The sequence below is a fragment of the Pseudomonas sp. P1_F7 genome (genome assembly GCF_056405655.1).
This window is the reverse complement of sequence record NZ_JBFUBR010000023.1, coordinates 14399-40240: the sequence shown is the minus strand read 5'-3', so window position 1 is coordinate 40240 and position 25842 is coordinate 14399. Positions and strand designations below refer to the sequence as shown.

The following is a 25842-nucleotide window of genomic DNA, read 5'->3' as shown; positions in this document are numbered from 1 at the left end:
TGTCCTTTGAGGAGTTGCCTGTACATTAACCATGGGGCAATTCCCACACACTCCGGCGCTTGCGGTCAAATTCGAAGCCTTTATCCGGCGGTACGGAAGGTGAAGTTGATACGTTGCTCGCCGAGTTTCGGATGATGGCCATCCTTGATTGGCAACACACCGTGATAACGCAGGCGATCCACGCCACCCCAGACCACGATGTCACCATGGAACAGGGGAACGCGCTGACTTTTGTCGCTGCGTGCAAAGCCGCCGAACAGGAATATCGCCGGCAAGCCCAGCGATACCGAAACGATGGGGGCTGCGTAGGAATGTTCGTCTTTGTCTTGATGCAATGACATTTTTGCCCCGGGGATGTAGCGGTTGATCAGGCAGGAATCCGGTGCAAAGTCGATGAAGCCCGCTGCCAGCGCCGCCGCTTGTGCCAGCTGGAGAAACACCTCGGGCATCACGGGCCAGGGCTGACCGGTCTGCGGATCGTGACGGGTGTATCGATATCCGCTGGGGTCGGTGGTCCAGCCGAATGTGCCACAACTGCTCAGGGCGACCGACATGGTAAAGCCACCGGGCGTGACCATCTGCCGAAACGGCGCGGCCGCCAGCACCGCCTCCAGGGCGGGCAGCAAGCGTTCCAGCCAGGGCAGGGCGAAGCCTCTGAGTACGTAGGACTGTTCGCCGATCTGCTCGCGCCTGGGCTGTTGCTCGGGTTCTGCATCGGCAAACAGATCGAAAGTCAGCGGATTCATGGGGTCATGACGCATCGTGAAAGATGATTCCAAGGGTATGCCGTTTGCCGCTGTGCAGGCGACTCACGCCATGGCGCAGGCTCACGCGGTAGTAACCGCGAGTCCCTTTGACCGGACGCTGGTTGACCGCAAAGATCAACCCGTCACCTTTCTTCAGGCCGATGACCATGGGGCGTGACTGCATGCGCGGGCGCTGTTCAGTCAGGACAAATTCGCCGCCGGTGAAGTCTTGATCGGGGTCTGACAGCAGAATCGCCACTTGCAGCGGGAAAACGTGCTCACCGTATAAATCCTGATGCAAACAGTTGTAGTCCTGCGGACCATATTGCAGCAACAAGGGGGTCGGACGGTTCTGACCAGCGGCATGGCAACGTTCGAGGAAGGCTTGATGAGACTCAGGAAAAAGAATGGGCAAACCCATCTGTTCATGCCAGCGATTGGCGATGGGCACCAGGCGCGGGTAGAGCGCGCTGCGCAAGCGGGCCACAAGTTCCGGCAACGGGTAGCTGAAATATTTGTACTCGCCTCGGCCGAACCCGTGGCGAGCCATCACCACGTGCGAGCGAAAAAGCTCGGTTCGAGGGTACAAGGCGCTGACCTGCTCACAAGCCTTGTGGCTCAACAGTGACGGGATGACGGCGTAACCGTCCTGATCAAGTTGTTGTTCCAGCCGGGGCCAGTCCAGTCTGTCCAGATATTGCTCGCTCATTGCCGGGCCTCTTGTTGTTGAGGTGGCCAGTCTGGAAGGGAAGGATGAAGCGGGCACTCCGGCGCTTGCGGTCGAACTGCGAGTTGGAGCTGACGTCCATTGTCGCTCCGGATCGTATTACAGCGCTTTGCTGACGCTGATTTCGCTGATGACGTCGTCCTGTCCATGAATGGCATCCAGTGCCGCCTTGGCTTCTTCCGGGGTGCCGTTTTCAAGCTGGGCAAACTCGAAGCGGCGCTCGCCGTTGAGTTTGTATTTGATGACGTACTTGGTCGTTTTGGCCACGGTTGTATCTGCCTGTCTTGTGTTTCGGGTTCGCTGATCAGCTCAGTTTTGTGCTGGAACGGCGAATGATTTTGATCGAGTGCGTCAGGGTGGGTTTGCGCGTCACGCTGATAGCGCGGCGGTTGACGGTGTCGATTGTGATGTTCCAGAAGCCGGTGCTAGGGGCGGTGATGCGGGCCGGAAACGTGTCGAATGCACCGCCGTGATAGGTGTGACGGCCGCCATTTTTGAAGCTGCGGAAGTTGGCGTCGTTCATCAAACGGATGTTGCACATTTGGGAGCATTGAATGACGACAATGTCGTCTTCATTGAGGTGCTCGCGCTGATGGATAAATTTCATGAGGCGCCTCCAGAAGGGCTTTTTCTACAAAATCAAAACGATAGCATGGGCGATTGGCGCAGTTTATCAGCCTGAAGGCCTTATTATCCGGCCACTTTGACAATTAAAAACGCTAATTTCACGTTCGATGAGCGATAAAGCAGTTTGTCTCGGAGAAAAAGCGTATCTGCGCTGTCCGAGGGTCTTTAACGGAGGTTTTGTATGAAGTGGGGTTTGTGGGTACTGCCGATGGCATTGACGATGACTGGTTGTGCGAACGTCTCGGAAATCAACGAGTCGCTGCCGACCATGAACGTGATTTCTGGCAAGAAGCCCCATGAATACGCGCAATGTCTGAGCGAAAAGCTGGCCGAAAGCCGTGGCGCCTTGCAGATCGAGCCGCACAAGGATGGTTTGCGTGTGATCGTGCCACTCAAGTATTCCTCGGGTCCGTCTGCTGTATTCGACATTGAAGAACGCTCTGGCGGCAGCAGCATCAAGCTGCACGAGAGCATGTCCAATGTCCCGGTGCGTCCAATGGACGTACAGAATGCTGCCAACGAGTGCATTTCCGGCTGATAGACTATCGACGATCAGCACCGATGCCGCCAAAGCTCTGCTTTGGCGGCATCGTTATTTCTGGAGTCGAATATGAAGCGAGAGCAAGTCCGGGAGCGCCATGCAGAGGGTTTAATCTCTGCCACCCATGTGATTCAGAATCCGGCGGAGCTGGGGGAATGGATTGTGTTTTTCAAGAAAAGTGCCGGGCGCAGCTATTTCCTGGTGGATGACAATGATGAAGTCGAGTCTTTCAGTCGCCTTGATGATCTGATCGATACCGTGCGCGGGCTTGGCATAAAATTCGCTGAAATCCATCTGTAGGGCGCGGCGCCTTACTTACAGATCACCACGACGTTGCGGCTCTTGTAGTTGCCGACATCGGCGCCGAAGGTCTTGTCGCTCTGCTTGAGCGAGGGTGTGCCATCGGTTCCGACAATCTTGTAGCCGGTGCCTGCACAGGACGCATCGGCCTTTTCGTAACATGCAGCCCAGGAATTGGCTTCCCCGGAGCAATCAATCGATAGGCCTTGTTCCCCATTGCCCAGGTAGGTTTCTTCCGACGTTGCGCAGCCACTCAGGGCCAATACCGCTAGCAAAGGCAAAATTTTGTTCATGGCTTGATCATCATCAGGGAGGTGAGCTAAGGCTGAGACAGCGTCACAGGCAAAAGGTTATAGCCAAACGCCACGTTATTGCATGCATTCATAAAAAAAGCCCTGCGCAATGGCAGGGCTTTTCGCATTGGACGTCGATCAGTTCTTGTCCTTGCTGCGTCGCTTGGGTTCCGGGTGCTCAAGCTCCAGCACCGAGGCCACTTCGATTGCCAAGGCTTCGGAAGGGAAAGGTCCGGCGATATTTTCACCGGCGACACTGGCCACCCACCATTGACCGTCTTTCTCCTGATTGATCAGGAATCCGTTGACGCTTTTTACTGCCGACATCTATTTGCCTCGTTGTCTGGTTCAATCGCGGCATGATACCGCCAAACGCACTCAACGGGTGTCGATGGGCGTATGGTGATTCGTTCCGGGCGGTTAAACCGTGCAATTGCGCCAGTCTCTGCTATGCATAAGGGCTTGCGCAGTGACCTGCGCACTCCCGCAGGGAACTATCGGCAAGTTTATTTCTCTATGTTGGCATCGGTTAGCCAGCGCGGGGGCATTGTAAGGTGCACGCCGCCTGATTAGACTGCGCCGAAACTCGTACACGCACAGCCCTTACAAGGACTTATATGATCAAGAAATGCTTGTTCCCAGCAGCCGGTTACGGTACTCGCTTCCTGCCAGCGACTAAAGCCATGCCCAAAGAAATGCTGCCGGTGGTGAACAAGCCACTGATCCAGTACGGCGTTGAAGAAGCACTGGACGCTGGCTTGAACGAAATCTCCATCGTCACCGGTCGCGGCAAGCGCGCCCTGGAAGACCACTTTGACATCAGCTACGAGCTGGAAAACCAGATCAAGGGCACCGACAAGGAAAAGTACCTGGTCGGTATCCGCCGCCTGTTGGATGAGTGCTCGTTCTCCTACACTCGCCAGACCGAAATGAAAGGTTTGGGTCATGCGATCCTGACCGGTCGTCCGCTGATCGGCGACGAGCCGTTCGCCGTGGTACTGGCGGACGACCTGTGCGTCAACCTGGAAGGTGACGGCGTACTGAAGCAGATGGTCAAACTGTACAAGCAGTATCGCTGCACCATCGTCGCGATCATGGAAGTCGACCCGCAAGAAACCAGCAAGTACGGTGTGATTGCCGGCGACCTGATTGGTGACGACCTGTACCGCGTGCGCAACATGGTCGAGAAGCCAAAGCCGGAAGATGCCCCGTCGAACCTGGCGATCATCGGTCGTTACATCATGACGCCGGACATCTTCAGCCTGATCGAACAAACCGAGCCAGGCAAAGGTGGCGAGATCCAGATCACTGACGCCCTGATGAAACAGGCGCAGGATGGTTGCGTGATCGCCTACAAGTTCAAGGGCAAGCGTTTCGACTGCGGTGGCGCCGAAGGCTACATCGACGCGACCAACTTCTGCTTCGAGAACTTCTACAAGACGGGCAAGGCGTACTGATCGCTTTCGACCTGACTGTATTGAAAAGCCACCTTCGGGTGGCTTTTTTATTTTCAGGCCCCATATGGACTGCAGCGCTTGCCCAACAAATGTCTGCAGGTATGCTGGTCACCTGCCAAGGAGATTGAAGATGGCCTACGATTTTGACCTTTATGTGATTGGTGCCGGTTCCGGCGGTGTACGGGCTGCACGCTTTGCTGCCGGGTTCGGCGCAAAAGTGGCCGTGGCCGAGAGCCGTTATCTGGGCGGCACCTGTGTGAACGTCGGCTGTGTACCGAAAAAATTGCTGGTCTACGGTGCGCATTTCGCCGAAGACTTCGAGCAGGCGTCCGGTTTTGGCTGGAGCCAGGATGAGGCGCAGTTCGACTGGCCGACATTGATCGCCAACAAGGACCGCGAGATCAATCGCCTCAATGGCATTTATCGCAACTTGCTGGTCAACAGCGGCGTGACCTTGCATGAAGGCCACGCGAAGATCGTCGATCCACATCAGGTCGAGATCAATGGCGAGCGCTTTACCGCCAAAAACATCCTGATCGCTACCGGCGGCTGGCCGCAGATTCCGGAAATCCCGGGGTACGAGCATGCCATCAGTTCCAATCAGGCGTTCTTCCTCAAAGAGCTGCCCAAGCGTGTATTGGTGGTGGGCGGTGGTTACATCGCGGTCGAGTTTGCCGGGATTTTCCACGGCCTGGGCGCGCAGACCACGCTGCTGTACCGCGGCGAATTGTTCCTGCGCGGCTTCGATGGTTCCGTGCGCAAGCATTTGCAGGAAGAGTTGACCAAGCGCGGCATGGACCTGCAATTCAACGCGGACATCGAGCGCATCGACAAACAGGCCGATGGCAGCCTGAAGGTCACACTCAAGGATGGTCGCCAGCTGGAAGCCGATTGCGTGTTCTACGCCACGGGTCGTCGTCCTATGCTGGACAATCTCGGGCTGGAAAACACTGGGGTCAAACTCGACAAGAAAGGCTTTGTCGAGGTCGACGAACTGTATCAAACCGCTGAGCCGTCGATCCTGGCGCTGGGTGATGTGATCGGCCGTGTTCAGCTGACTCCGGTTGCGCTGGCAGAAGGCATGGCGGTGGCGCGACGCCTGTTCAAGCCAGAGCAGTATCGTCCGGTGGATTACAAAATGATCCCGACAGCGGTGTTCAGCCTGCCGAACATCGGCACTGTCGGTCTGACCGAAGAAGAGGCTCGGGAGGCTGGCCACGATGTGCAGATCTTCGAAAGCCGTTTCCGGCCGATGAAGCTGACCCTGACGGAATGTCAGGAGCGCACGCTGATGAAGCTGGTGGTGGACGCCGGGACCGACAAGGTGTTGGGTTGCCACATGGTCGGTCCGGAAGCCGGTGAAATCGTCCAGGGCCTGGCGATTGCCTTGAAGGCCGGCGCCACCAAGCGCGACTTCGACGAAACCATCGGCGTGCACCCGACGGCCGCCGAAGAATTCGTCACCATGCGTACGCCGGTCGCCGGTTAATTGTCCTTCGCTGCGTCTGCCGCTGCCGCAAGGGTCGCGGCCAGACGTACGCGCTCTTCAAGATCCGTCCGGGTCTTGGCCAAATCCATTTCCAATGACCTGTTGAGCTGCGACTGCTCATCGACGTTCTGTTTGAGTGCCTGGCTTTCCAGCAGGGCGACGCGCAGGCGTTCCTGGAGGAGGGTGCGCTCGCCGTCGACGCGAGTGGTCTGTTCCAGCAATTGATCCTGGCGGGTATTGCTTTGCTTGAGCTGTTCTTGCAGCAGGCTCAGCTCGCGCAGCGTGCCGCGGTTTTCAGTCAACAGGCGTTCATTGTCGCGGTGCAATTGGGTGATTTCATCCTGACGTACCAGCGCGCTTTGTTGTGCCTGGCGCAGTTCCATCTGCAGCTGTTGCACCTGGCCTTCATGGCGACTCATTTCCTGTTCGCGCTGTTCCTTGACTGCATTGCGGTAGTGCTCCAGCGCGTCGCGAGTGTGCAGGTGTTTTTCTTCAAGGGAGCGGATCTGCTCGTCCTTGTCTTTCAAGCGCAATTCGAAATCGGCCAGCGCCTGGTTCAACCCGGCGTTGCGGGTTTGCTCCGTTTGCAGCAAGGCGCGGGTTTCTTGCAGGGCCTCGGACTCCTGAGTCAGCGCCAGGCTTTGAAACTCGTATTGCTGGTGCAGTTCGCTGTTGGCCTCTTGCGCTTTGCCGAGCTGGTTATCCAGCGCCTTGCGTTGTTCTTCGTACTGCGCGCGCGCCTGGTCGATGGGTTCTTGCGCCTGCTCCTTGAGTCTTTGTGCGAGCCGCGCCACCAGCGCCATCAGTTCGTCGTCAATCGGTTCCGCCGGCACTTCGACCGGTTCGTTCCTGTTATCCAGCTCCTTGAGGTAGCGATGAATCGTGGTTTTCGAGCCGGTATTGCCCATCTCGATGCGTACGGCATCGATGCTGGGGTTTTCGCCGCGGGCGAGGATCGCCAACCGAGCGGCTTGAACCACCGCTTTATTTACACCGCCGCGTGCCATGAGTTCTCCCGGGTTTTGATGGTGTGGTACGTACCACGTAAATACACATTGTACCATTCAATCCATAAAGTTAAATACTGAATGCTATTAACACGGGATATACTGGTATTACCCCGTGTGATACACCCAGTACCGGCTTTTGACCCGTCAAAGCGGTATGAATTCAAGAGTTGACCCCATGACCGAGCTCGATCGTTACCTGCAAGCTGCGACGCGCGACAACACCCGTCGCAGCTATCGCGCGGCCATCGAACACTTTGAGGTGGCATGGGGCGGTTTTCTGCCGGCCACCAGCGACAGCGTGGCGCGTTATCTGGTGGCCCATGCCGGGGTGTTGTCGATCAATACGCTGAAACTGCGTTTGTCGGCATTGGCGCAGTGGCACAACAGCCAGGGTTTTGCCGATCCCACCAAGGCGCCGGTGGTGCGCAAGGTGTTCAAAGGCATCCGTGCGCTGCACCCGGCCCAGGAAAAACAAGCCGAGCCCTTGCAGCTTCGGCATCTGGAACAGGTGGTCGATTGTCTGGAGCAAAAGGTGCAGACCGCCAGGGCCGAAGGCGACCGAGCGGGTTTGCTGCGGGCCAGGCGCGACATGGCGTTGATCCTGCTGGGATTCTGGCGCGGCTTTCGTAGTGATGAGTTGTGCCGGCTTCGGGTTGAACACGTGCAGGCCATCGCCGGTTCCGGTATCAGCCTCTATCTGCCGCGCAGCAAGAGTGATCGCGATAATCTCGGCAAGACCTATCAGACGCCGGCCTTGCAGCGTTTGTGTCCGGTGCAGGCTTACATCGACTGGATTACCGAGGCGGCCCTGGTGCGCGGGCCGGTGTTCCGGGGCATCGACCGCTGGGGGCATTTTGGCGAGGAGGGGCTGCACGCCAACAGCGTGATTCCGTTGTTGCGTCAGGCATTGGAGCGCGCAGGTATCGCCGGCGAGCTTTACACCAGTCACTCCTTGCGTCGCGGTTTTGCCACCTGGGCGCATCAAAGTGGCTGGGATTTGAAGTCGCTGATGAGCTATGTGGGCTGGAAGGACATGAAGTCGGCCATGCGTTACATCGAAGCCAGTCCGTTCCTCGGGATGGCGCGCATCACGGAAAAGCCCGTGTCACCCTAGATACCGTTTTCTTCTATTAATACAGCTGGCTAATAGCGAAAGCCAATCAGCAGCATCAGGTTTGCCAATGAGCCTTCCGTTCGTCGAGTGGGTAAAGTTCTCTCCATCAACTTCTTAACCCCTGACGGAGAGTCAACGATGCCTATCATCAACAGCCAAGTTAAACCGTTCAAAGCTGACGCATTCAAAAATGGCGACTTCGTAAAAGTCTCGGACGCTGACCTGAAAGGCAAGTGGTCTGTGGTGTTCTTCTACCCGGCCGACTTCACCTTCGTCTGCCCGACCGAACTGGAAGACTTGGCTGACAACTACGACGCATTCCAGAAACTGGGCGTCGAGATCTACAGCGTTTCCACCGATACCCACTTTGCTCACGCTGCCTGGCACAACACTTCGCCAGCCATCAGCAAGATCCAGTACACCATGATCGGCGACCCGACCCACGCCATCTCCCGCAACTTCGACGTGCTGATCGAAGAAGCAGGCCTGGCTGACCGTGGCACCTTCGTGATCAACCCTGAAGGCCAGATCAAGATCGTTGAACTGAACGACGGCGGTGTAGGCCGTGACGCTTCCGAGCTGCTGCGCAAGATCAAGGCCGCTCAGTACGTTGCTGCTCACCCAGGCCAGGTTTGCCCAGCCAAGTGGAAAGAAGGCGAGGCCACTCTGGCGCCGTCCCTGGACCTGGTCGGCAAGATCTAAGTCTGTGATCGCACCATCAGGGCGGAACTCCGCACCTACTCGGTAAGCTGCACCGCCCAATAAAAACGCCCGGGCGAGATTCGCTCGGGCGTTTTTTTATGCCTGCTCTAAATGAATCAGTAAAAAGGAAATCGCCCGTATGTTGGACGCCAATCTTAAAGCCCAGTTGAAATCGTACCTGGAACGGGTCACTCAGCCGATCGAGATCGTTGCATCCCTCGACGACGGTGCGAAATCCCAGGAAATGCTCGAACTGCTGAAAGACGTTGCCAGTCTTTCCACCCAGATTACGTTGCTCGACGACGGTGATGATGCACGCAAACCGTCGTTCTCGATCAATCGCCCGGGAGCCGATATCAGCCTGCGTTTCGCCGGCATCCCGATGGGCCATGAATTCACTTCGCTGGTGCTGGCTTTGCTGCAAGTCGGTGGTCACCCATCCAAAGCCAGTGTTGAAGTGATCGAACAGATCCGCTCGCTCAAAGGCGAGTTCAACTTCGAGACTTACTTCTCGCTGTCGTGTCAGAACTGTCCGGACGTGGTCCAGGCGCTGAACCTGATGGCGGTACTGAACCCGAACATTCGCCACGTTGCCATCGACGGGGCACTGTTCCAGGCTGAGGTTGATGAGCGCCAGATCATGGCGGTCCCAAGCATCTACCTCAACGGTGTGAACTTCGGCCAGGGCCGCATGGGCCTGGAAGAGATCCTCGCCAAGATCGACACCAGCGGCATCGAACGCCAGGCCGAAAAAATCAGCGCCAAGGAAGCCTTTGACGTGCTGGTGGTCGGTGGTGGCCCGGCCGGTGCTTCGGCGGCAATCTACGCGGCCCGTAAAGGCATTCGCACCGGCGTCGCGGCCGAACGTTTTGGTGGGCAGGTGCTGGACACCATGGCCATCGAGAACTTCATCTCGGTGCAGGAAACCGAAGGGCCGAAACTGGCCGTGGCCCTGGAAGAACACGTCAAACAGTACGACGTGGATATCATGAATTTGCAACGTGCCGATAAATTGGTACCGGGCAAAAATGGCGAGCTGCACCAGATTCATTTCGCCAGCGGTGCATCGCTCAAAGCCAAAACCGTGATTCTGGCGACCGGAGCGCGCTGGAGAGAGATTAACGTGCCGGGCGAGCAGGAATACCGCAACAAAGGCGTGGCGTACTGCCCGCACTGCGACGGCCCGCTGTTCAAGGGCAAGCGCGTGGCGGTGATTGGCGGCGGTAACTCCGGCGTCGAAGCAGCCATCGACCTGGCCGGTATTGTGTCCCACGTCACTCTGTTGGAGTTCGATGTGCAGTTGCGCGCCGATGCGGTATTGCAGCGCAAGTTGCACAGCCTGCCGAACGTCACCGTGATCACCAGTGCACAAACCACTGAAGTCACCGGCGACGGTCAGAAGGTCAACGGCCTGCGCTACAAGGATCGTCAGAGCGACGAGTTGCGCAGTGTGGAGCTGGAAGGGATCTTTGTGCAGATCGGTCTGCTGCCCAACACCGATTGGCTCAAAGGCACCATCGAGTTGTCGCCCCGTGGCGAGATCATCGTCGACGCTCGGGGTGAAACGTCGGTACCGGGTGTGTTCGCCGCCGGCGACGTGACCACCGTGCCGTACAAGCAGATCGTGATCGCGGTGGGCGAGGGCGCCAAGGCTTCACTGAGCGCCTTCGATCACTTGATCCGGACTTCTGCACCGGCATAAGCACCGGCACTGAAAATAAAAAACCCCATGATTGATCATGGGGTTTTTTATGGATCAAAAGATCGCAGCCTGCGGCAGCTCCTACACCGATCTCCGTAGGAGCTGCCGCAGGCTGCGATCTTTTGATTCTGCTTTACAGTGGTGCTGGCTGGATGATCTCGACCCAGTAAGCGTCCGGGTCTTTGATGAATGCCAGGCTCTTCATGCGGCCATCGTTCAAGCGTTTCTGGAAATCGCAGCCCAGTGCTTCAAAGCGCTCGCAGGCGGCGACGATGTCCGGTACCGAGATGCAGATGTGGCCGAAACCGCGGGGGTCGGTGTTGCCATTGTGGTAGGCGAAATCCGCATCGTTCTCGGTGCCGTGGTTGTGGGTCAGCTCGAGAATGCCGGGGATCGATTTCATCCATTCGGTGCGCGCGGCGGCATCGGCCGGGATCTGGTTTTTATCGACCAGCGCCAGGAAATACAGGCTGAACTCGGCTTCCGGGAAGTCGCGTTTTTCCACCAGCGTAAAACCCAGAATGCGTGTGTAGAAGTCCAGGGACTTGGTGATGTCCTTGACCCGCAGCATGGTGTGGTTGAAGACAAATTTCTGCGTAGCAGCGTCCGGTTGGGCGGTGACGCCGGGGAAGGTGTTCAATTCGTGCAGGCTCATGGGCCCTCCGGGAAATATGTGGGCTAACGAATGGCGACAATGATACGCAAGGGTTCGGACATCACCAAACCCAAACCGTCGGCTATTGCCTGACGGCCGGCCTGGGCCCAGACTTTACGGCTTGATCCATGAGTGCCCATTGCAATGATTCGATTCCGTAAAGTGCTGTTCATCCTGTTAAGTACGCTTTCGATGGCTGGCGCTGCTCGTGCCGATGGGCCAGTAGTGACCTGGCCGGAAGGCTGGCAGATCGAAGCCGTACCTGACTCTGCGTCGGGGGTGAGCCGTCAGCGGGCGGTGAAAAATGACCGCAATGGATCGCCGCTCATGGTGATGGAACTCACCATGAGCCCAGTGCAAAGCGATCACCAGGTAAACCTCGAAGGGGTATTGCTGGAGATGCGCAAGTCAGTGCAAAAGGATTTCTTTCAGGGCGGGTACCAAAGTGTCTGCACGCGAATTCATTCGACTACGTTGAGTCGATTGGCTGCGCTGGAAACAACCTGCACCGTCACGCAAAACGGCAGGCATGTGCTTTCTCAAACATTGGTGGCCGCGGTGGATGCCGATAAGGCCTACGTTCTTTCCTACGCAGGGCAGGCCGAGGCTTATAAGGCGAGCCAGGATGAAATAGACGCTGCCCGTAACAGCTTGAAACTTTAGTAAGCGACAGTGCTTTTTCGATGCATGAAGAAAATTTTAGATATCCAAATGGATTAAGCACAAAGTTGTTGGCAGTTCAGTAGTTGCCTGATGTCCGCCCCGGGCATTTAGATAACCCATGAAAAAGCCCTGCATTAGCAGGGCTTTTTTTGTCACCGCGAGAGTTAGCCGCGCAGCCAGGAATCAACGGTGGCTGCACCGTACTGTTCTTTCCAGGCTTTCAGGCCGCGGTGGTTGCCGCCCTTGGTTTCAATCAGCTCGCCGGTGTGCGGGTTCTGATAAACCTTGACCACACGGGCGCGGCGGGTTTTAGGTGCTGCTGCCTGCTGCAGACCGGATTTTGCCGGGTTGGGATCGAGAATCGCGATGATGTCGCGCAGGCTCTTGCCATAGGTTTTCATCAACCCCTGGAGCTTCTCTTCGAATTCGATTTCTTTCTTGAGCCCGGCATCGTTCTTCAGGGATTCCAACTGCTTGAGCTGTTCTTGAAGGGCCTTTTCGGCTGCACGAAATTCAGCGAGTCTGGACAATATCTTTACTCCAATAGTGTGTTTGGCTGATACCAACCGCAAACAAAGCTATAAGCCAAGAGCCTTGAAGCGACTCGGTGATAGTGGCTCACCTGCCAATTTAGCGCAGGCATGAAAAATTGTAGTAGTTAATTGGCCAAGAGTAAATCCTGTCTTTTTTTTCATGTAACGGCAGTAGTGTTTTGATTCAATTTGGTGCGGGTAATCGTTGTTTTGTCGATTAAATTCGCGAGTTAACGGTCGCTTAACGCACTAATGAACTCGGCGCCAGGCATGGGTTTGCCAAACAGATAACCTTGCAGGAAGTTGACCTGGTGAACGCTCAGGTAATCACTCTGCTCCCGGGTTTCGACACCTTCGGCCACCAGGGCAAGGTCGAGTTTGACGGCCAGCTCGATGATGCTGTCGAGGATGTGGCTCGAGAGTGTGTCGATGCCGATCATGGCGACAAAACTCTGGTCGATTTTCAGGAAGTCCACATTGAACTGGCGCAGGTAGCCCAGGCTCGAGTGACCGGTACCAAAATCGTCGATGGCGATTTTCACGCCCAGTTCGCGAAGTTGCTCGAACAGTTGCAGGGTGATGGCCGTGGGCTCGATCAGTTCACGTTCGGTCAGCTCCAGTACCAGATGAATCGAGCCCGGCTCGAACGCGTCGAGAAACTCTCGGCAATCCTTGACCAGTTCCAGGTCCTGGCAATGGCTGGCGGTGATGTTGATGCCGATGTGAAACGGCTTGTTGAATCTGGCGGATTGCGGCGCGAGCAGGGCGGCGGTCTGTCGCATGAGCGAGCGGGTCATCGGTACGATCAGCCCGGAATGCTCGGCAAACGGGATGAACAGATCCGGACGCACCAGGCCTTCCTTCGGATGTTTCCAGCGCATCAGCACTTCAGCGCCGGACCAGTTTTTGTTGTCGCCATGTACCACGGGCTGGAAATACGGAATGAACTCTGCGGCTTCCAGTGCCCGTTGCATTTCCTGGGTGGGTGCCGATGAGCGCTTTTGCAGGAAGTGACCAATTGACCCGGCAATCACGCCGAAGAAAATCAGCAGGCTGAACAATGGTGGATATTCGCTGCTCATGTATCGCCAGGTTTCGCCTTTGGGAAAGCCGGCTTCCACGGCAAAAGCATAGTGCTGGGAGGTCAATCGACTTTGCGCAACCGGCAGCTCAGGTGCAGCGTCGGTGTGAACCTTGCCATCGGCGGACATCCAGTTCGGGCCAACTTGCAGCAACAGCAAGGTCTTGCGGCCGATCAAGCGCAGAACATTGCTCAAGTGATAACCATCGAGAGTCGTAAGCGCGCCTTTTTTACCTTCGCTCAGCCGGTACACCAGCAGGGCGGTATTGGGTGTCACCGGGTTGCCATTCATGAGCCATAAGGCGCCCTGGGTGTAGTCACCGGGATTGACCTTCTCCTGATAGTCGCCGAACAAAGAGCTGCAATAGAGGTTGTCGTCCCACACCAGATTGGTTGAACGCACGAATGGGCGGCGAGTGACCTGTTCGCGCAGGGCCAGATTGACATCGCCGCAAATTTGGCCCGCCAGCGGCAGCAGCTCGCGAGCGGCCTGGGCGGTGTTGTCGAGCATCAAGTCGAACTGGCGAATCGCTTCTTCGGCGGCTTGTTCGGTGCCTTGTTTAAGCGCACGCCCGGCTTGCATGTAAAGAATGGCGGCCCCCAGCAGCACCGGGAGCAATCCACTGATCAGGGTCACAGCAATTCTCGTGCTGCGACTGCGGGTTTTGGCTTTCAGTGGCATTCGCGAATCCTGTCACGAAGAAGTAAGGCTCTCAAATACTGGCAGGGCAATACGCCTCCCATGAAGAGTTCGGGTATGGGCCATGATAGTTGGCCGTTGGCGCTTGTGCCGCTCAGCGCAAGTCAAGGCTTTCGGCCAGTTTGATAAAGGCCAGCGTCGCCGGAGATGCCTGGCGTCGATCGAGCACCGCCAGGCCGACCTGGCGCAACACCGCCGGCGACAGCGGTTTTTTTACACAGCGGTTGTCAATTTGATTGGGCAACGAGCCTTCGGCAACCACCGTCACCCCGTCCCCACGAGCGACGACGTCCAAGGTGCTCATCAATTGCGAGCAGCGATAACGGATGTTGGGCGTCAGTCGGGCCGCCGTGAACAGGCGTGAAACCAGCTCCGAAGAGCCGGCCTGGGTCAGCACGAACGGGAAATCGCACAGGTCTTTCAGGCTCAGGCTGTCGTAATTAGCCAGCGGATGACCGGTGGGGAGCAGCGCCACCATCTGGTCTTCGATCAGCGCGACCGTGTCGAAACGATCTTCGGGCAACACCACAAAGCCGATGTCGATCCGTCGTTCCTCCAGCCACTGCAGCACCTGGCGGTCGGGGCCTTCGTCGATATGCACCTCAATGCCGGGATGGGCGGCGCGGTACTGCTGCAGAATCAGCGGAAGCAATTTGATCGACGACGTCGGGCCGAAAGAGCCGATACGCAATGTGCCGCGTTTCATGCCCCGCGCATCGGCCGCTTCCTGGCGCAGGGTGTTGGCCAGGCCCAGCATCGCCCGGGCCCGCAGCAACAACTGCTGGCCAATGTCGCTTAACTCGACCCGGGATTGATGCCGGCGCAACAGTTCGACACCCAACTCCAGCTCCAGGGACTTCAAGGCATGGGACACCGCCGATTGGGAAATGCCCAGGCGATTGGCCGCAGCAGTGAAGCCGTGGAGTTCGGCCACGAGGGAGAAAATCTCCAGTTGAGTGAGGGTCATGAGTGTTTGCTCATTTTACGATGACTGGGTATTAGCCGAATGATACGTCATCTCCCCGACATCCGGTCCTGGAATCCAATGACGATCTGCGAGCAAACCCTGTCAAAACCCTCGGATCTTCCGGTGTATCTGAAACTGGCGGCGGTCACCATGGTGTGGGGTGGCACCTTCGTTGCCGGACGCTATCTGGCTGACAGTCTCAGCCCGTTGCTGGCGGCCAGCCTGCGGTTTCTACTGGCCAGCGTCGCGCTGCTGGTATTTTTAGCCATGGCGCGGACACCGTTGGTCCGACCCAGTGCCCGGCAATGGCTGCAATTGTCATTGCTTGGCTTTTTCGGGATTTTTTTCTACAACCTGTGCTTCTTTTACGGCCTGCATTACATCAACGCTTCACGGGCATCCTTGATTGTGGCACTGAACCCGGCCGTGATCGGCCTGGCTTCCTGGCTGCTGTTCAAGGAGCGTTTGAACCGGGTGAAAGTCGTCGGCATTGCGATCTGCATGGCGGGCGCGAGCATGGTAATCGTCAGTCGCAACCCGCAATTATTGGCCGGCGGTGCCGACGCCTGGCTCGGCGATCTGCTGATTTTCGGCTGCGTCCTCGGCTGGGGTGTCTACTCGCTGTTCTCCAAAGAGCTGAACCACAGCCTGGGACCGGTGCAAACCGTGACCTATTCGATTCTGTTGGGCACCGTCATGCTCTGGATGACCTGCATCGTCCGTGGCGAGGTGGGTGTCGCCGCGATCGCTCACCTGGGTGCGCAGCAATGGTTGAGCCTTTTGTACCTCGGCGTGCTGGGCTCGGCACTGGCGTACATTGGCTACTACGACGGCATTCGCAAGATCGGCGCGACCCGTTCCGGGGTGTTCATTGCCTTGAACCCGTTGACGGCGGTGATCCTTGGCGCGCTGCTGCTGGATGAGCCGCTGACGCTGGCCATGTGCCTGGGTGGCGGGCTGATTCTGACGGGGATTTTCCTGTGCAATAAACCCCTTGCACGAGCAGGGAAAAAGGGGATTTGATACAGAAGGCGGACAAACTGATTTACGCTGTGTAGAATCGGTTTACGCATACAATAATAATCGTCTTCTGGCAGCAGAAGCCTCGCCCGCAAGAGCCTTGGGTCGACAATGAAGATATTCGGGTTTCAACTGATCTACGGTGACTTTCTCGCCCGCAGTGTGCGGGGCATCTCCTGTGCGCCACCCACCGGTCTCAGCATTGCTAGCAACTAACATTTGTTAATTTCAGCTGTTATTTCTAAAAGCATGATGAGGCGCCGACCATGGCAGATTTATACGAAAACCCAATGGGCCTGATGGGCTTTGAATTCATCGAGCTCGCATCGCCGACCCCGAACACCCTGGAGCCGATCTTCGAGATCATGGGCTTCACCAAGGTGGCGACCCACCGCTCCAAGGACGTGCACCTGTATCGCCAGGGCGCGATCAACCTGATCCTCAACAATGAACCCCACAGCGTGGCCTCGTACTTCGCGGCCGAGCACGGTCCGTCGGTGTGCGGCATGGCGTTTCGCGTCAAGGATTCGCAAAAAGCCTACAAGCGTGCCCTGGAACTCGGCGCCCAGCCGATCCACATTGAAACCGGCCCGATGGAGCTGAACCTGCCGGCGATCAAAGGCATCGGTGGTGCGCCGCTGTACCTGATCGACCGTTTCGGCGAAGGCAGCTCGATCTATGACATCGACTTCGTGTTCATCGAAGGCGTAGATCGTCACCCGGTCGGTGCCGGCCTGAAGATCATCGATCACCTGACCCACAACGTGTATCGCGGTCGCATGGCCTACTGGGCCAACTTCTACGAGAAGCTGTTCAACTTCCGCGAAATCCGCTACTTCGACATCAAGGGCGAATACACCGGCCTGACCTCCAAGGCCATGACCGCGCCGGATGGCATGATCCGCATTCCGTTGAACGAGGAATCGTCCAAGGGCGCCGGGCAGATCGAAGAGTTCCTGATGCAGTTCAACGGCGAAGGCATCCAGCACGTTGCTTTCCTGTCCGATGACCTGCTCAAGACCTGGGACCACCTGAAAAGCATCGGCATGCGTTTCATGACTGCGCCGCCGGACACCTACTATGAAATGCTCGAAGGCCGTCTGCCGAACCACGGCGAGCCGGTGGGCGAACTGCAGGCGCGGGGCATTTTGCTGGACGGTTCGTCCGAGTCGGGCGACAAGCGTCTGCTGCTGCAGATCTTCTCGGAAACCCTGATGGGGCCGGTGTTCTTCGAATTCATCCAGCGCAAGGGTGACGATGGTTTCGGCGAAGGTAACTTCAAGGCGCTGTTCGAATCCATCGAGCGTGACCAGGTTCGTCGTGGTGTTCTCTCCACCGACTAAGCCGTTACACCGATGAAAACTGTGGGAGCGAGCTTGCTCGCGATGGCGGTGTGTCAGTCAACATTAATGTTGAATGTACAACCGCAATCGCGAGCAAGCTCGCTCCCACATTTTGTTTTGTGTGAGGTTAAGGTCTGCGTTGCCGGACCAGATGCTTGAACCCTTCAAACACCAGCACCAGCACGGCCATCCAGATCGGGATGTAGGTCAGCCATTCGCCGGCCTTGATGCTTTCGCCCAGCAGCAACGCCACCCCCAGCAGCAACACCGGTTCGACGTAGCTCAACAAGCCGAACAGGCTGAACGGCAGCAGGCGGCTGGCGACGATGTAGACCACCAGCGCCGACGCACTGATCACGCCGAGCAGCGGGATCAACAGCGACAACCATGGATGCTGGTCAAACACACCGAAACCCTGTGCGCCGCTCTGAACGAACCAGATCGCCACCGGCAGCGTCAACGCCATGTCCAGCCACAAGCCGCCGAGATTGTCCGCCGCCAGTCGTTTGCGCAGGATGAAGTAGGTTGGATAGCCAATGCAGACCAGCAAGGTCGCCCAGGAAAAACCACCGACCTGATACACCTCGTTGACCACCCCCAGGCAGGCGAACACCACGGCGACTTTTTGCAGATAGGACAGGCGTTCGCCGTAGGCCAGGCGGCCGGTCAAGACCATGGTCAGCGGCAGCAGGAAATAACCGAGGGACACATCCAGGCTGTAACCGTTCAGCGGTGCCCACATGAACAGCCACAATTGCACGCCGAGCAGGGCAGAGGAGGCGATCAGCGCGCCAATCAGTTTCGGGTTGGCAATGGCGCGCCGAACGATCTCCAGCACGCGCTTCCATTCCCCGGACAGCACCATGAACCCGGTCATGCACGGGACGGTCAGCAGCATGCGCCAACCGAAGATTTCCACGCCGCTCAAGGGAGTGAGCAACGACGTGTAGTAGTACATGACGGCAAACAGCACCGAGGCTGAAACCGATAGAGCGATACCTTTAGACAAGCTGTCCTCGCGTGATTTTGAGTGAGAGTGAAACGGGCGCAGAGGATACGTGGTTTTTCAGACGAATATTGACCGATCAATCAACACCGACCCTATGGGAATGGGGTAATCAGTTATTGCGCGGTTTGCGCCCCGACACAAAATGGCTCACATCATTGAACCCCGGTGTCGACGCATGCCCCGGCGTCACCAGCGAATCGATGAACGCCTCGTCCTCGGCCGTGATCTTCACCGCCTGCGCCTTAGTGTAGGCGTCCCACTGCGCTTCGGTACGCGGCCCGACAATGGCCGAGGTAACGGCGCTATTGTTCAGCACCCAGGCAATCGCGAACTCGACGATGCCGACGCCGCGCTGCTGGGTGTACTGCTGGATTTGCTGGGCAATGCGCAGGGACTCGACGCGCCATTCGGTTTCCAGGATACGTTTGTCCTGACGTCCGGCACGGCTGTTGGCGTCCGGTTTCACATCTGGCGCGTATTTGCCGCTCAGTACCCCGCGTGCCAGCGGGCTATAGGGCACCACGCCCAGGCCGTAGTTTTGCGCCGCCGTGATCTGCTCGGTTTCAGCCTGGCGGTTGACGATGTTGTACAGCGGCTGGCTGATCACCGGCCGGTCAACGCCCAGTTTGTCGGCCACGCGGATGACTTCGGCGATGCGCCAGCCACGGTAGTTCGACAGGCCCCAATAGCGGATTTTGCCCTGGTGAATCAGATCGCCTATGGCCGAGACCGTGACTTCCAGCGGCGTATTGTGGTCTTCGCGGTGCAGGTAGTAGATGTCGAGGTAGTCGGTGCCGAGGCACGTCAGGCTGGCATGGATGCCGTTGAACAGGTGCTTGCGGCTCAGTCCGCTGCGGTTGGGGACGCCGTCCACGGGGCCGAAGCCGACCTTGGTCGCCAGCACCCATTCATGACGGCGGCTGGCGATGGCCTCGCCGACGATCTCTTCGGAGCGGCCGTTGGTGTAGACGTCGGCGGTGTCGATGAAGTTGATGCCCTGGTCCCAGGCCTTGTCGATGATTCGCAGGGAATCTTCGGTGCTGGTCTGTTCGCCGAACATCATGGTGCCCAGGGTCAGGGTGGACACCTGCAGACCCGAATGACCCAGCGTGCGGTAGCTCATGAGCAAATCCTTTTACCAGTGGGAAAGGCTCAATCAGATACCAGAACAGTCGCATGGATCAAACAGAAATATCGAACACCGCAGATCAAACTGTGGGAGCGAGCTTGCTCGCGATGACGGAGTGTCAGTCAACAAAGATGTTGAATGTTAAACCGCAATCGCGAGCAAGCTCGTTCCCACAGGGGGGACTGCGGTGCTTAGGCGCGCAGGGTCCGGGTCATGCGCAGCGCCAACAGACTGCCGCAGACAATCACACCCGCCAGCAGGTACAGCGCCGCATCGGTCGAACCGGTGCTGTCCTTGACCCAACCCACCAGGTACGGGCTGAGGAAGCCGGCCATCTGCCCCATGGAGTTGATCAGCGCCAGGCCGCCAGCCGCGGCGCCGGCACTGAGCAGGGCGGTCGGCACTGGCCAGAACATTGGCAGGCCGGTGAGGGCGCCCATGGTGGCGATGGTCAGGCCGAGAATCGCGATGGCCGGGTTGGCGGCGAAGTTCACGGCAATCAGCAGCCCCAACGCGCCCATCAACATCGGCACTACCAAGTGCCAGCGACGTTCATTGCGCAGGTCCGCCGAACGGCCGACCATCAGCATGAAAACGGCGGCCAGCAAGTACGGAATCGCACTGAGCCAGCCGATCACCAGGTTATCGCTGAAGCCCAGGTTCTTGATGATTGATGGCAGCCAGAAGTTGATCGCGTACACGCCGCTCTGGATGCAGAAGTAGATCAGGCCGAAAGCCCAGATCGCCGGGTTCTTGAACACCGCCAGCAGCGAATCAGTCGTGGTTTTCGGTTTGTTGGCCAGGTCTTCGGCGTGGTCGGCTTCCAGTACCGAACGCTCGAATGGGGTCAGCCATTTGGCATTGGCGTAACTGTCGCTGAGCAGGAAGTAAGCCAGTGCACCGAGGATCACGGTCGGAATGCCCTGCAGCAGGAACATCCACTGCCAGCCAGCGAGACCGCCCTGGCCTGCGCCGAAGTGATTGAGAATCCAGCCGGAAAACGGGCTGCCGAGCAGGCCGGAGACCGGGATCGCCGACATGAACAGCGCCATGATGCGGCCACGGCGGAAGGTCGGGAACCACTGCGAGAGATAGAGCACAACACCGGGGAAAAACCCGGCTTCGGCGGCGCCGGTGAACAGACGCAGGGTGTAGAACTCGGACGGTGTGGTGACGAACAGCAGGCAGGTCGACAGGGTGCCCCAGGTGATCATCATCAGCGCGATCCAGCGCCGTGGTCCGAATTTGGTCAGGGCCAGGTTGCTTGGCACACCGCACAGCACGTAACCGATAAAGAAGATGCCGGCACCGAGGCCGTACACGGTTTCGCTGAACTTCAGCGCGTCGAGCATCTGCAGTTTGGCAAATCCAACGTTGACCCGGTCGAGGTAGTTGAACAGGTAGCAGATGAAAATGAAGGGGATCAAACGCAGGGTGATGCGCTTGTAGACGGCGTTTTTATCGTCAGCGATGGCGTCGGACGCTACGGCGCTCTGTGTCATGGCGGCTCTCTCTTTATTATGATTTTTTGCGATGCAAAGGGTAACGTTGATCGCCCAGAGAGTCTCGACCACCCTCAGGGTGGCTGTCTTTGTGCCTGAGCACAGGGTTTGCAACCAAGGCCTGTGCGGGTGAACAACCCGTTCCATCACCGTCTTCAAGGATCACTTGCATGTTCGAACTCGATCACGACCTGGCCCAGGACATCGTCGACCGGGCGATGGCCATCCTGCCGTACAACGTCAACGTCATGGACAGCCAGGGCTTGATCCTGGGCAGCGGCGAGCCGGAGCGGGTCAACACCCGGCATGAAGGCGCGCAACTGGTCCTGGCCAATGGCCGGGTGGTGGAGATCGATGCGCAGACGGCGATTCATCTCAAGGGCGTGCAGCCGGGCATCAACCTGCCGCTGATGCTCGACCAGCGCCTGATCGGCGTGCTGGGTATCACCGGCGAACCCGAGCAACTGCGCACCTACGCCGAGCTGGTGCGCATGACCGCCGAAATGCTGGTGGGCCAGCGCAACCAGCAGGCCGAACAACAATGGCGGCGCCAGCGCTGTGATGATCTGCTGGCGTTGTTGCTCAGCGAAGCCGGGGATGCTCCGCGCCTGGTCGATGAAGCGCAGCAGTTGGGCCTCAAGCCACAGATGACCCGGGTACCGTACCTGTTCGAACTGGGCCTGGAACACGCACCAGGGCAAACCGTCGAGGCACTCAGTGCCTGGTTGACGACCCGTCACCCCGACAGTTGGTGCGTGAGCTCGGCCAAGACCTCATTGCTCTGGTGCCGGCCGGCGAGCCAGACGGTCGAGAACGAGCGCTTGCTGGGCAAACTTGATGGCCTGGGCTGGAACATCCTGCGCATTGCCGTGGGTGGGCAAGCCGATGGGCTGGCGGGGTTGCGTCGCTGCTATCGCCGGGTCGGTGACTTGCTGGCCTACGGACGCGAGGTGCTGCCGCGCTCCCGATTGCTGACGCTGAACCGCTATCGGCTACCGGTAATGCTCTGGCGCCACCGCAACGACGACGCCCTCGACGAATTGCTCAACCCGCTGCGCAAAGTCATCGCCAAGGACAGCAACGGTCAGTTGCTGGCGACCCTGCGCAGCTGGTGCGAACACGACGGCCAGAGCCAGGCCTGCGCCGATGCACTGGGGATTCATCGCAATAGCCTGCGTTATCGGATGGAGCGGATTGCCGAGCTGAGCGGGGTTGACCCGTTGCGACTGGACGGCATGCTGGCTTTGTATCTTGGCGTGCAACTGCTTCCACAAACCGACGCAGCTCCTACAGGGGAGGTGTGAATGCCGTTTTGTGGAAATGAACAATAATCCTCAACGGCGCTTGTGCAGCGGCCCGGCGTTATTGTCCATGGCGGCTGGCAGCATGTGGGCATTGGAACTGGAGAATTCCCATGAAAATCGTGATCGCCCCCGACTCGTTCAAGGACAGCCTCAGCGCTCAAGGCGTGGCCGATGCCATTGCATTGGGATTGGCTCAGGTCTGGCCTGATGCCCAACTGATCAAATGCCCGATGGCCGACGGCGGGGAAGGGACTGTCGAGTCGATCCTGGCGGCGTGCGATGGCGAACTGCGCCGCAATGAGGTGCGCGGGCCTTTAGGGGCTACGGTGAATGCCGCTTGGGGCTGGTTGCCCGATAGCCACACCTCGATCATCGAAATGGCCGAAGCCAGCGGGTTGCAGTTGGTCCCGGTGGCTCAGCGCGATGCGTGCATCAGCAGCACCTTCGGGACCGGGCAACTGATCCGCGCCGCGCTGGACGCCGGTGCACAACGGGTGATCCTGGCGATTGGCGGCAGTGCGACCAACGACGGCGGCGCCGGTGCCATACAGGCCTTGGGCGTGAAATTGCTCGACGCCCAGGGGCAGACCCTTTCTCCGGGCGGCCTCGCCCTTGCGCAATTGGCCCGCGTCGACCTGAGCGACATCGATCCGCGTCTGGCGCAAGTACGCTTCGACATCGCCGCCGACGTCAACAACCCGCTGTGCGGCCCCCACGGTGCCTCGGCGATCTTCGGCCCGCAAAAAGGCGCATCGCCCGAACAGGTCGAGCAGTTGGACCGCGCACTCGGACACTTTGCCGACCATTGCGCGACCGCCTTGAACCACGACGTGCGCGACGAGCCGGGCAGTGGTGCGGCGGGCGGCCTGGGGTTTGCCGCCAAGGCGTTCCTCGGTGCGCAATTCAAGGCGGGTGTTGAAGTGGTCGCTGAACTTGTGGGCTTGGCCGACGCCGTTGCAGGCGCTGATCTGGTGATCACCGGCGAAGGCCGATTCGACGCACAAACCCTGCGCGGCAAGACGCCGTTTGGTGTGGCGCGGGTGGCCCGGGAACACGGCGTGCCGGTCATCGTCATCGCCGGCACGTTGGGCGAGGGCTATCAGGCGCTGTACGAGCACGGTATCGACGCTGCGTTTGCCCTGGCGAGCGGGCCGATGACCCTGGAGCAGGCCTGTGCCGAGGCACCGCGTTTGCTGAGTGAGCGGGCGACCGATGTGGCGCGGGTTTGGCGGGTGGCCAGTCGCTGACCCTTCGAACACCCCAATCCCTGTGGGAGCGAGCTTGCTCGCGATGACGGTGTGTCAGTCAGCATTGATGTTGACTGACAGCGCGCTATCGCGAGCAAGCTCGCTCCCACAGGGATTGGGTCTTGGCCGACTATTCAGGCGGATCAATCTGATCCAGCACCCGGTTCGCCGTGATCTCCGCCAGCATCACGCTGTTGGAAATGCCCAGCAGGGCATTGCGCGAACCGCCGTCCAGGTGATCCACCAATTGATGGACCATCACATCCACCGACGCCAGGGTCTCGACCAGATACACCATCAGGGTTTCGGTCGTGGCCTCTGGCGTCACCGTAAACAGGCTGCTGGGTGTGCGCGGCGTGGCTTTGATGTCGGCAGTCGAGGGGAAATGAAAGGCGAGGGCGCGTTCGGCGGCTTCGTTGAGTTTTTTTGAATCGGGTTCGTACGGGGAAACCGGATCGGTGTCCGGCGGGTTGGGTGTGACCTTGAACATAAACTAGATCCTTTTATGGAGTGCCACTCCTCTTGCTGCTAAACGAGAGGGGTGGCAGCTGTACGCAGGTTAGCAGACCGGGGATCTAGCAAACCGGCGCGCCCGAAGGCGCCCTGCGCACAGCTACCATCGAGTGCAAGCATGGGAATGCCTGGCTGATAGCGCTTGTGCACTTCACTAGAAAACCACTGGGCTGCTAAACCCGATCACTGATGGGCAGTGACGCGAATCAAGTTACCGATGGCCCCCCAGGCGCACAAGCCGGCGGATTCTGGCGTACCCGTAGGCAACGGCGCAAGGTCTTGTAGCTTGCATGAAGTAACCTTAAACGCCTTTAAACAGGCGCCCGCGGCTGGCGTGTTTCACGATTTGAGATAGGGTTGAGGCAAGGAACACGCGCCACAGGAGAACGCCATGCGCTACTCAGCCTTGACCCAACGAATCGCCGGTGACGGAGCGGCGGCCTGGCAGATTCACGATCGAGCGCTGGCGCTGCGCGAGCAGGGTGTCGATGTCTTGCTGCTGTCGATCGGCGACCCGGACTTCGACACCCCACAACCCATCGTGCAGGCGGCCATCAACAGCTTGCTGGCCGGCGACACTCACTACCCGGCGGTGCGCGGCAGCCAGGGCTTGCGCAACAGCATCGCCCGGCATCATCGCCAGCGCAGCGGCCAGGCGGTGGATGCGCTGCTGCTCAACAGCCCAAACAACCCCTCCGGCGCCAGCTTGCCGATGAAGGCCTGGAAAGCGCTGGCCGAATTGTGCATTCGCCATGACCTGTGGTTGATCAGCGACGAGGTGTACAGCGAGCTGCTGTTCGAGGGCGAACACATCAGCCCCTCGAGTTTACCGGGTATGGCCGAACGCACGGCGACGATCAACAGCCTGTCGAAATCCCACGCCATGAGTGGCTGGCGGGTAGGGTGGGTGATCGGGCCAAAACCCCTGTGTGAACATTTGGTGAATCTGTCGTTGTGCATGCTGTTCGGCATTCCGGACTTCATTCAGAACGCCGCGCAATTGGCGCTGGATGAAAACCTGCCGCACGTGGCGCTGATGCGTGAGGAATATCGCCAGCGTCGCGATTTGGTGTGCGCCAGTCTGGATCTGTGCCCTGGCATCCAGGCGATTCGGCCCGATGGCGGCATGTTCGTGATGGTCGACGTGCGCCAGACCGGGTTGTCTGCACAGCATTTTGCCGAGCGATTGTTGGACGGCTATGGCGTGTCAGTGCTGGCCGGCGAAGCGTTCGGGCCGAGTGCGGCGGGGCACATTCGCATCGGCCTGGTGGTGGACCGGCCGAAGCTGGCGGACGCCTGCCGACGTATCGTGATGTGTGTGACGAACATGCTTGAGGGGCGGCGGGCCTGAGGTTTTCACCTCGGCTTGAGCGTCCAATTGTCCAATTCAACCTCCTTTGAACGCATTCTCACCGTAAAAAAAAGTACGCCTACCTGTCAACTTTGACAGTATCGCGTTGTTAAAAAC

28 protein-coding genes are annotated in these 25842 nt (G+C 58.5%); 13 read left to right on the top strand and 15 right to left on the bottom strand.

The genetic code is table 11. From position 1 onward, the window contains the following. Nucleotides 1-80 precede the first annotated feature (80 nt). From alkB to AC1D1M_RS27615, 4 genes are all read right to left on the bottom strand, one after another. A complete protein-coding gene (alkB, locus tag AC1D1M_RS27630) occupies nt 81-761 on the bottom strand; it encodes a DNA oxidative demethylase AlkB (protein ID WP_477778137.1) in 681 nt (226 codons plus the stop codon). Next, on the bottom strand, nt 751-1455 hold the full coding sequence (locus AC1D1M_RS27625; protein ID WP_477778136.1) for a 2OG-Fe(II) oxygenase: 705 nt from the start codon (nt 1453-1455) through the stop codon (nt 751-753). The genes alkB and AC1D1M_RS27625 overlap by 11 nt, the downstream gene beginning before the upstream one ends. Before the next feature lie 117 nt (nt 1456-1572). Beyond that, complete coding sequence (locus AC1D1M_RS27620) at nt 1573-1740, bottom strand: hypothetical protein (RefSeq protein ID WP_477778135.1); 168 nt, start codon at nt 1738-1740, stop codon at nt 1573-1575. A 37-nt stretch (nt 1741-1777) separates the two neighbouring features. Then, on the bottom strand, nt 1778-2080 hold the full coding sequence (locus AC1D1M_RS27615; RefSeq protein ID WP_007912251.1) for a DUF1883 domain-containing protein: 303 nt from the start codon (nt 2078-2080) through the stop codon (nt 1778-1780). 201 nt (nt 2081-2281) lie between these two features. Between AC1D1M_RS27615 and AC1D1M_RS27610 the strand changes: the two genes are divergently transcribed. Both AC1D1M_RS27610 and AC1D1M_RS27605 read left to right on the top strand, forming a co-directional pair. Continuing rightward, nucleotides 2282-2638: a hypothetical protein gene (locus AC1D1M_RS27610; protein ID WP_477778134.1), complete on the top strand. Its 357-nt coding sequence runs from the start codon at nt 2282-2284 to the stop codon at nt 2636-2638. Between the two features lie 72 nt (nt 2639-2710). Beyond that, a complete protein-coding gene (locus AC1D1M_RS27605) occupies nt 2711-2941 on the top strand; it encodes a hypothetical protein (RefSeq protein ID WP_046038394.1) in 231 nt (76 codons plus the stop codon). Nucleotides 2942-2952: 11 nt separating this feature from the next. On the opposite strand, the gene AC1D1M_RS27600 is transcribed toward AC1D1M_RS27605, so the two are convergent. Both AC1D1M_RS27600 and AC1D1M_RS27595 read right to left on the bottom strand, forming a co-directional pair. Beyond that, nucleotides 2953-3234 carry a hypothetical protein gene (locus AC1D1M_RS27600; RefSeq protein ID WP_477778133.1) on the bottom strand — a complete coding sequence of 94 codons (282 nt, stop codon included), beginning with the start codon at nt 3232-3234 and terminating at the stop codon, nt 2953-2955. 138 nt (nt 3235-3372) lie between these two features. Next, nucleotides 3373-3561 carry a hypothetical protein gene (locus AC1D1M_RS27595; protein ID WP_223460915.1) on the bottom strand — a complete coding sequence of 63 codons (189 nt, stop codon included), beginning with the start codon at nt 3559-3561 and terminating at the stop codon, nt 3373-3375. A gap of 290 nt (nt 3562-3851) precedes the next feature. Here AC1D1M_RS27595 and galU point away from each other — a divergent pair, with 290 nt between their 5' ends. Together galU and gorA are read left to right on the top strand one after the other, a co-directional pair. Beyond that, nucleotides 3852-4691, top strand: coding sequence for a UTP--glucose-1-phosphate uridylyltransferase GalU (gene galU / locus AC1D1M_RS27590; protein ID WP_007975949.1), 840 nt, complete (start codon nt 3852-3854; stop codon nt 4689-4691). A gap of 130 nt (nt 4692-4821) precedes the next feature. Continuing rightward, nucleotides 4822-6180: a glutathione-disulfide reductase gene (gene gorA / locus AC1D1M_RS27585; RefSeq protein WP_477778132.1), complete on the top strand. Its 1359-nt coding sequence runs from the start codon at nt 4822-4824 to the stop codon at nt 6178-6180. Here the strand turns inward: gorA and AC1D1M_RS27580 are convergent. Then, nucleotides 6177-7187 carry a DNA-binding protein gene (locus AC1D1M_RS27580; protein ID WP_477778131.1) on the bottom strand — a complete coding sequence of 337 codons (1011 nt, stop codon included), beginning with the start codon at nt 7185-7187 and terminating at the stop codon, nt 6177-6179. The two genes, gorA and AC1D1M_RS27580, sit on opposite strands and share 4 nt — an antisense overlap. Before the next feature lie 178 nt (nt 7188-7365). Here AC1D1M_RS27580 and AC1D1M_RS27575 point away from each other — a divergent pair, with 178 nt between their 5' ends. From AC1D1M_RS27575 to ahpF, 3 genes are all read left to right on the top strand, one after another. Then, entirely contained in the window at nt 7366-8304 is a 939-nt protein-coding gene (locus tag AC1D1M_RS27575; RefSeq protein ID WP_477778130.1) for a site-specific integrase, read from the top strand. A 138-nt stretch (nt 8305-8442) separates the two neighbouring features. After that, nucleotides 8443-9006 carry an alkyl hydroperoxide reductase subunit C gene (ahpC, locus tag AC1D1M_RS27570; protein WP_129444510.1) on the top strand — a complete coding sequence of 188 codons (564 nt, stop codon included), beginning with the start codon at nt 8443-8445 and terminating at the stop codon, nt 9004-9006. Between the two features lie 139 nt (nt 9007-9145). Continuing rightward, entirely contained in the window at nt 9146-10708 is a 1563-nt protein-coding gene (gene ahpF / locus AC1D1M_RS27565; protein WP_477778129.1) for an alkyl hydroperoxide reductase subunit F, read from the top strand. 133 nt (nt 10709-10841) lie between these two features. Here ahpF and gloA read toward each other — a convergent pair whose 3' ends face one another. Beyond that, entirely contained in the window at nt 10842-11363 is a 522-nt protein-coding gene (gloA, locus tag AC1D1M_RS27560) for a lactoylglutathione lyase (RefSeq protein WP_223448366.1), read from the bottom strand. A 144-nt stretch (nt 11364-11507) separates the two neighbouring features. Between gloA and AC1D1M_RS27555 the strand changes: the two genes are divergently transcribed. Next, nucleotides 11508-12026, top strand: a complete 519-nt coding sequence (locus tag AC1D1M_RS27555; protein WP_477778128.1) for a DUF4946 domain-containing protein — start codon at nt 11508-11510, stop codon at nt 12024-12026. Between the two features lie 164 nt (nt 12027-12190). Here AC1D1M_RS27555 and AC1D1M_RS27550 read toward each other — a convergent pair whose 3' ends face one another. The 3 genes from AC1D1M_RS27550 to AC1D1M_RS27540 form a co-directional block, all read right to left on the bottom strand. Next, nucleotides 12191-12556 (bottom strand): histone-like nucleoid-structuring protein, MvaT/MvaU family, encoded by a 366-nt coding sequence (locus AC1D1M_RS27550; protein WP_008075430.1) that lies wholly within the window; start codon nt 12554-12556, stop codon nt 12191-12193. 233 nt (nt 12557-12789) lie between these two features. After that, nucleotides 12790-14322 (bottom strand): EAL domain-containing protein, encoded by a 1533-nt coding sequence (locus tag AC1D1M_RS27545; RefSeq protein WP_477778127.1) that lies wholly within the window; start codon nt 14320-14322, stop codon nt 12790-12792. A gap of 112 nt (nt 14323-14434) precedes the next feature. Beyond that, nucleotides 14435-15307, bottom strand: a complete 873-nt coding sequence (locus AC1D1M_RS27540; RefSeq protein WP_477778126.1) for a LysR family transcriptional regulator — start codon at nt 15305-15307, stop codon at nt 14435-14437. A 78-nt stretch (nt 15308-15385) separates the two neighbouring features. Here AC1D1M_RS27540 and AC1D1M_RS27535 point away from each other — a divergent pair, with 78 nt between their 5' ends. Then, a complete protein-coding gene (locus AC1D1M_RS27535; protein WP_477778125.1) occupies nt 15386-16330 on the top strand; it encodes a DMT family transporter in 945 nt (314 codons plus the stop codon). Between the two features lie 263 nt (nt 16331-16593). After that, nucleotides 16594-17670, top strand: coding sequence for a 4-hydroxyphenylpyruvate dioxygenase (gene hppD, locus AC1D1M_RS27530; RefSeq protein WP_007979060.1), 1077 nt, complete (start codon nt 16594-16596; stop codon nt 17668-17670). A gap of 127 nt (nt 17671-17797) precedes the next feature. Here the strand turns inward: hppD and rarD are convergent, their stop codons facing one another. From rarD to AC1D1M_RS27515, 3 genes are all read right to left on the bottom strand, one after another. Next, nucleotides 17798-18679, bottom strand: coding sequence for an EamA family transporter RarD (rarD, locus tag AC1D1M_RS27525; protein WP_477778124.1), 882 nt, complete (start codon nt 18677-18679; stop codon nt 17798-17800). A 109-nt stretch (nt 18680-18788) separates the two neighbouring features. After that, the gene (locus tag AC1D1M_RS27520) at nt 18789-19802 is read right to left on the bottom strand and encodes an aldo/keto reductase (protein WP_477778123.1); all 1014 of its coding nucleotides are present in this window, start codon (nt 19800-19802) and stop codon (nt 18789-18791) included. A 197-nt stretch (nt 19803-19999) separates the two neighbouring features. Further along, a complete protein-coding gene (locus AC1D1M_RS27515) occupies nt 20000-21310 on the bottom strand; it encodes an MFS transporter (RefSeq protein WP_477778122.1) in 1311 nt (436 codons plus the stop codon). Nucleotides 21311-21480: 170 nt separating this feature from the next. Between AC1D1M_RS27515 and AC1D1M_RS27510 the strand changes: the two genes are divergently transcribed. Both AC1D1M_RS27510 and AC1D1M_RS27505 read left to right on the top strand, forming a co-directional pair. Beyond that, the gene (locus tag AC1D1M_RS27510) at nt 21481-22614 is read left to right on the top strand and encodes a sugar diacid recognition domain-containing protein (RefSeq protein ID WP_477778121.1); all 1134 of its coding nucleotides are present in this window, start codon (nt 21481-21483) and stop codon (nt 22612-22614) included. A 110-nt stretch (nt 22615-22724) separates the two neighbouring features. Next, nucleotides 22725-23861 carry a glycerate kinase gene (locus tag AC1D1M_RS27505; RefSeq protein ID WP_477778120.1) on the top strand — a complete coding sequence of 379 codons (1137 nt, stop codon included), beginning with the start codon at nt 22725-22727 and terminating at the stop codon, nt 23859-23861. Nucleotides 23862-23991: 130 nt separating this feature from the next. Here AC1D1M_RS27505 and AC1D1M_RS27500 read toward each other — a convergent pair whose 3' ends face one another. Next, complete coding sequence (locus tag AC1D1M_RS27500; RefSeq protein ID WP_477778119.1) at nt 23992-24351, bottom strand: DUF6124 family protein; 360 nt, start codon at nt 24349-24351, stop codon at nt 23992-23994. 414 nt (nt 24352-24765) lie between these two features. Here AC1D1M_RS27500 and AC1D1M_RS27495 point away from each other — a divergent pair, with 414 nt between their 5' ends. Further along, nucleotides 24766-25725, top strand: coding sequence for a pyridoxal phosphate-dependent aminotransferase (locus AC1D1M_RS27495; protein ID WP_477778118.1), 960 nt, complete (start codon nt 24766-24768; stop codon nt 25723-25725). Nucleotides 25726-25842: the final 117 nt, after the last annotated feature.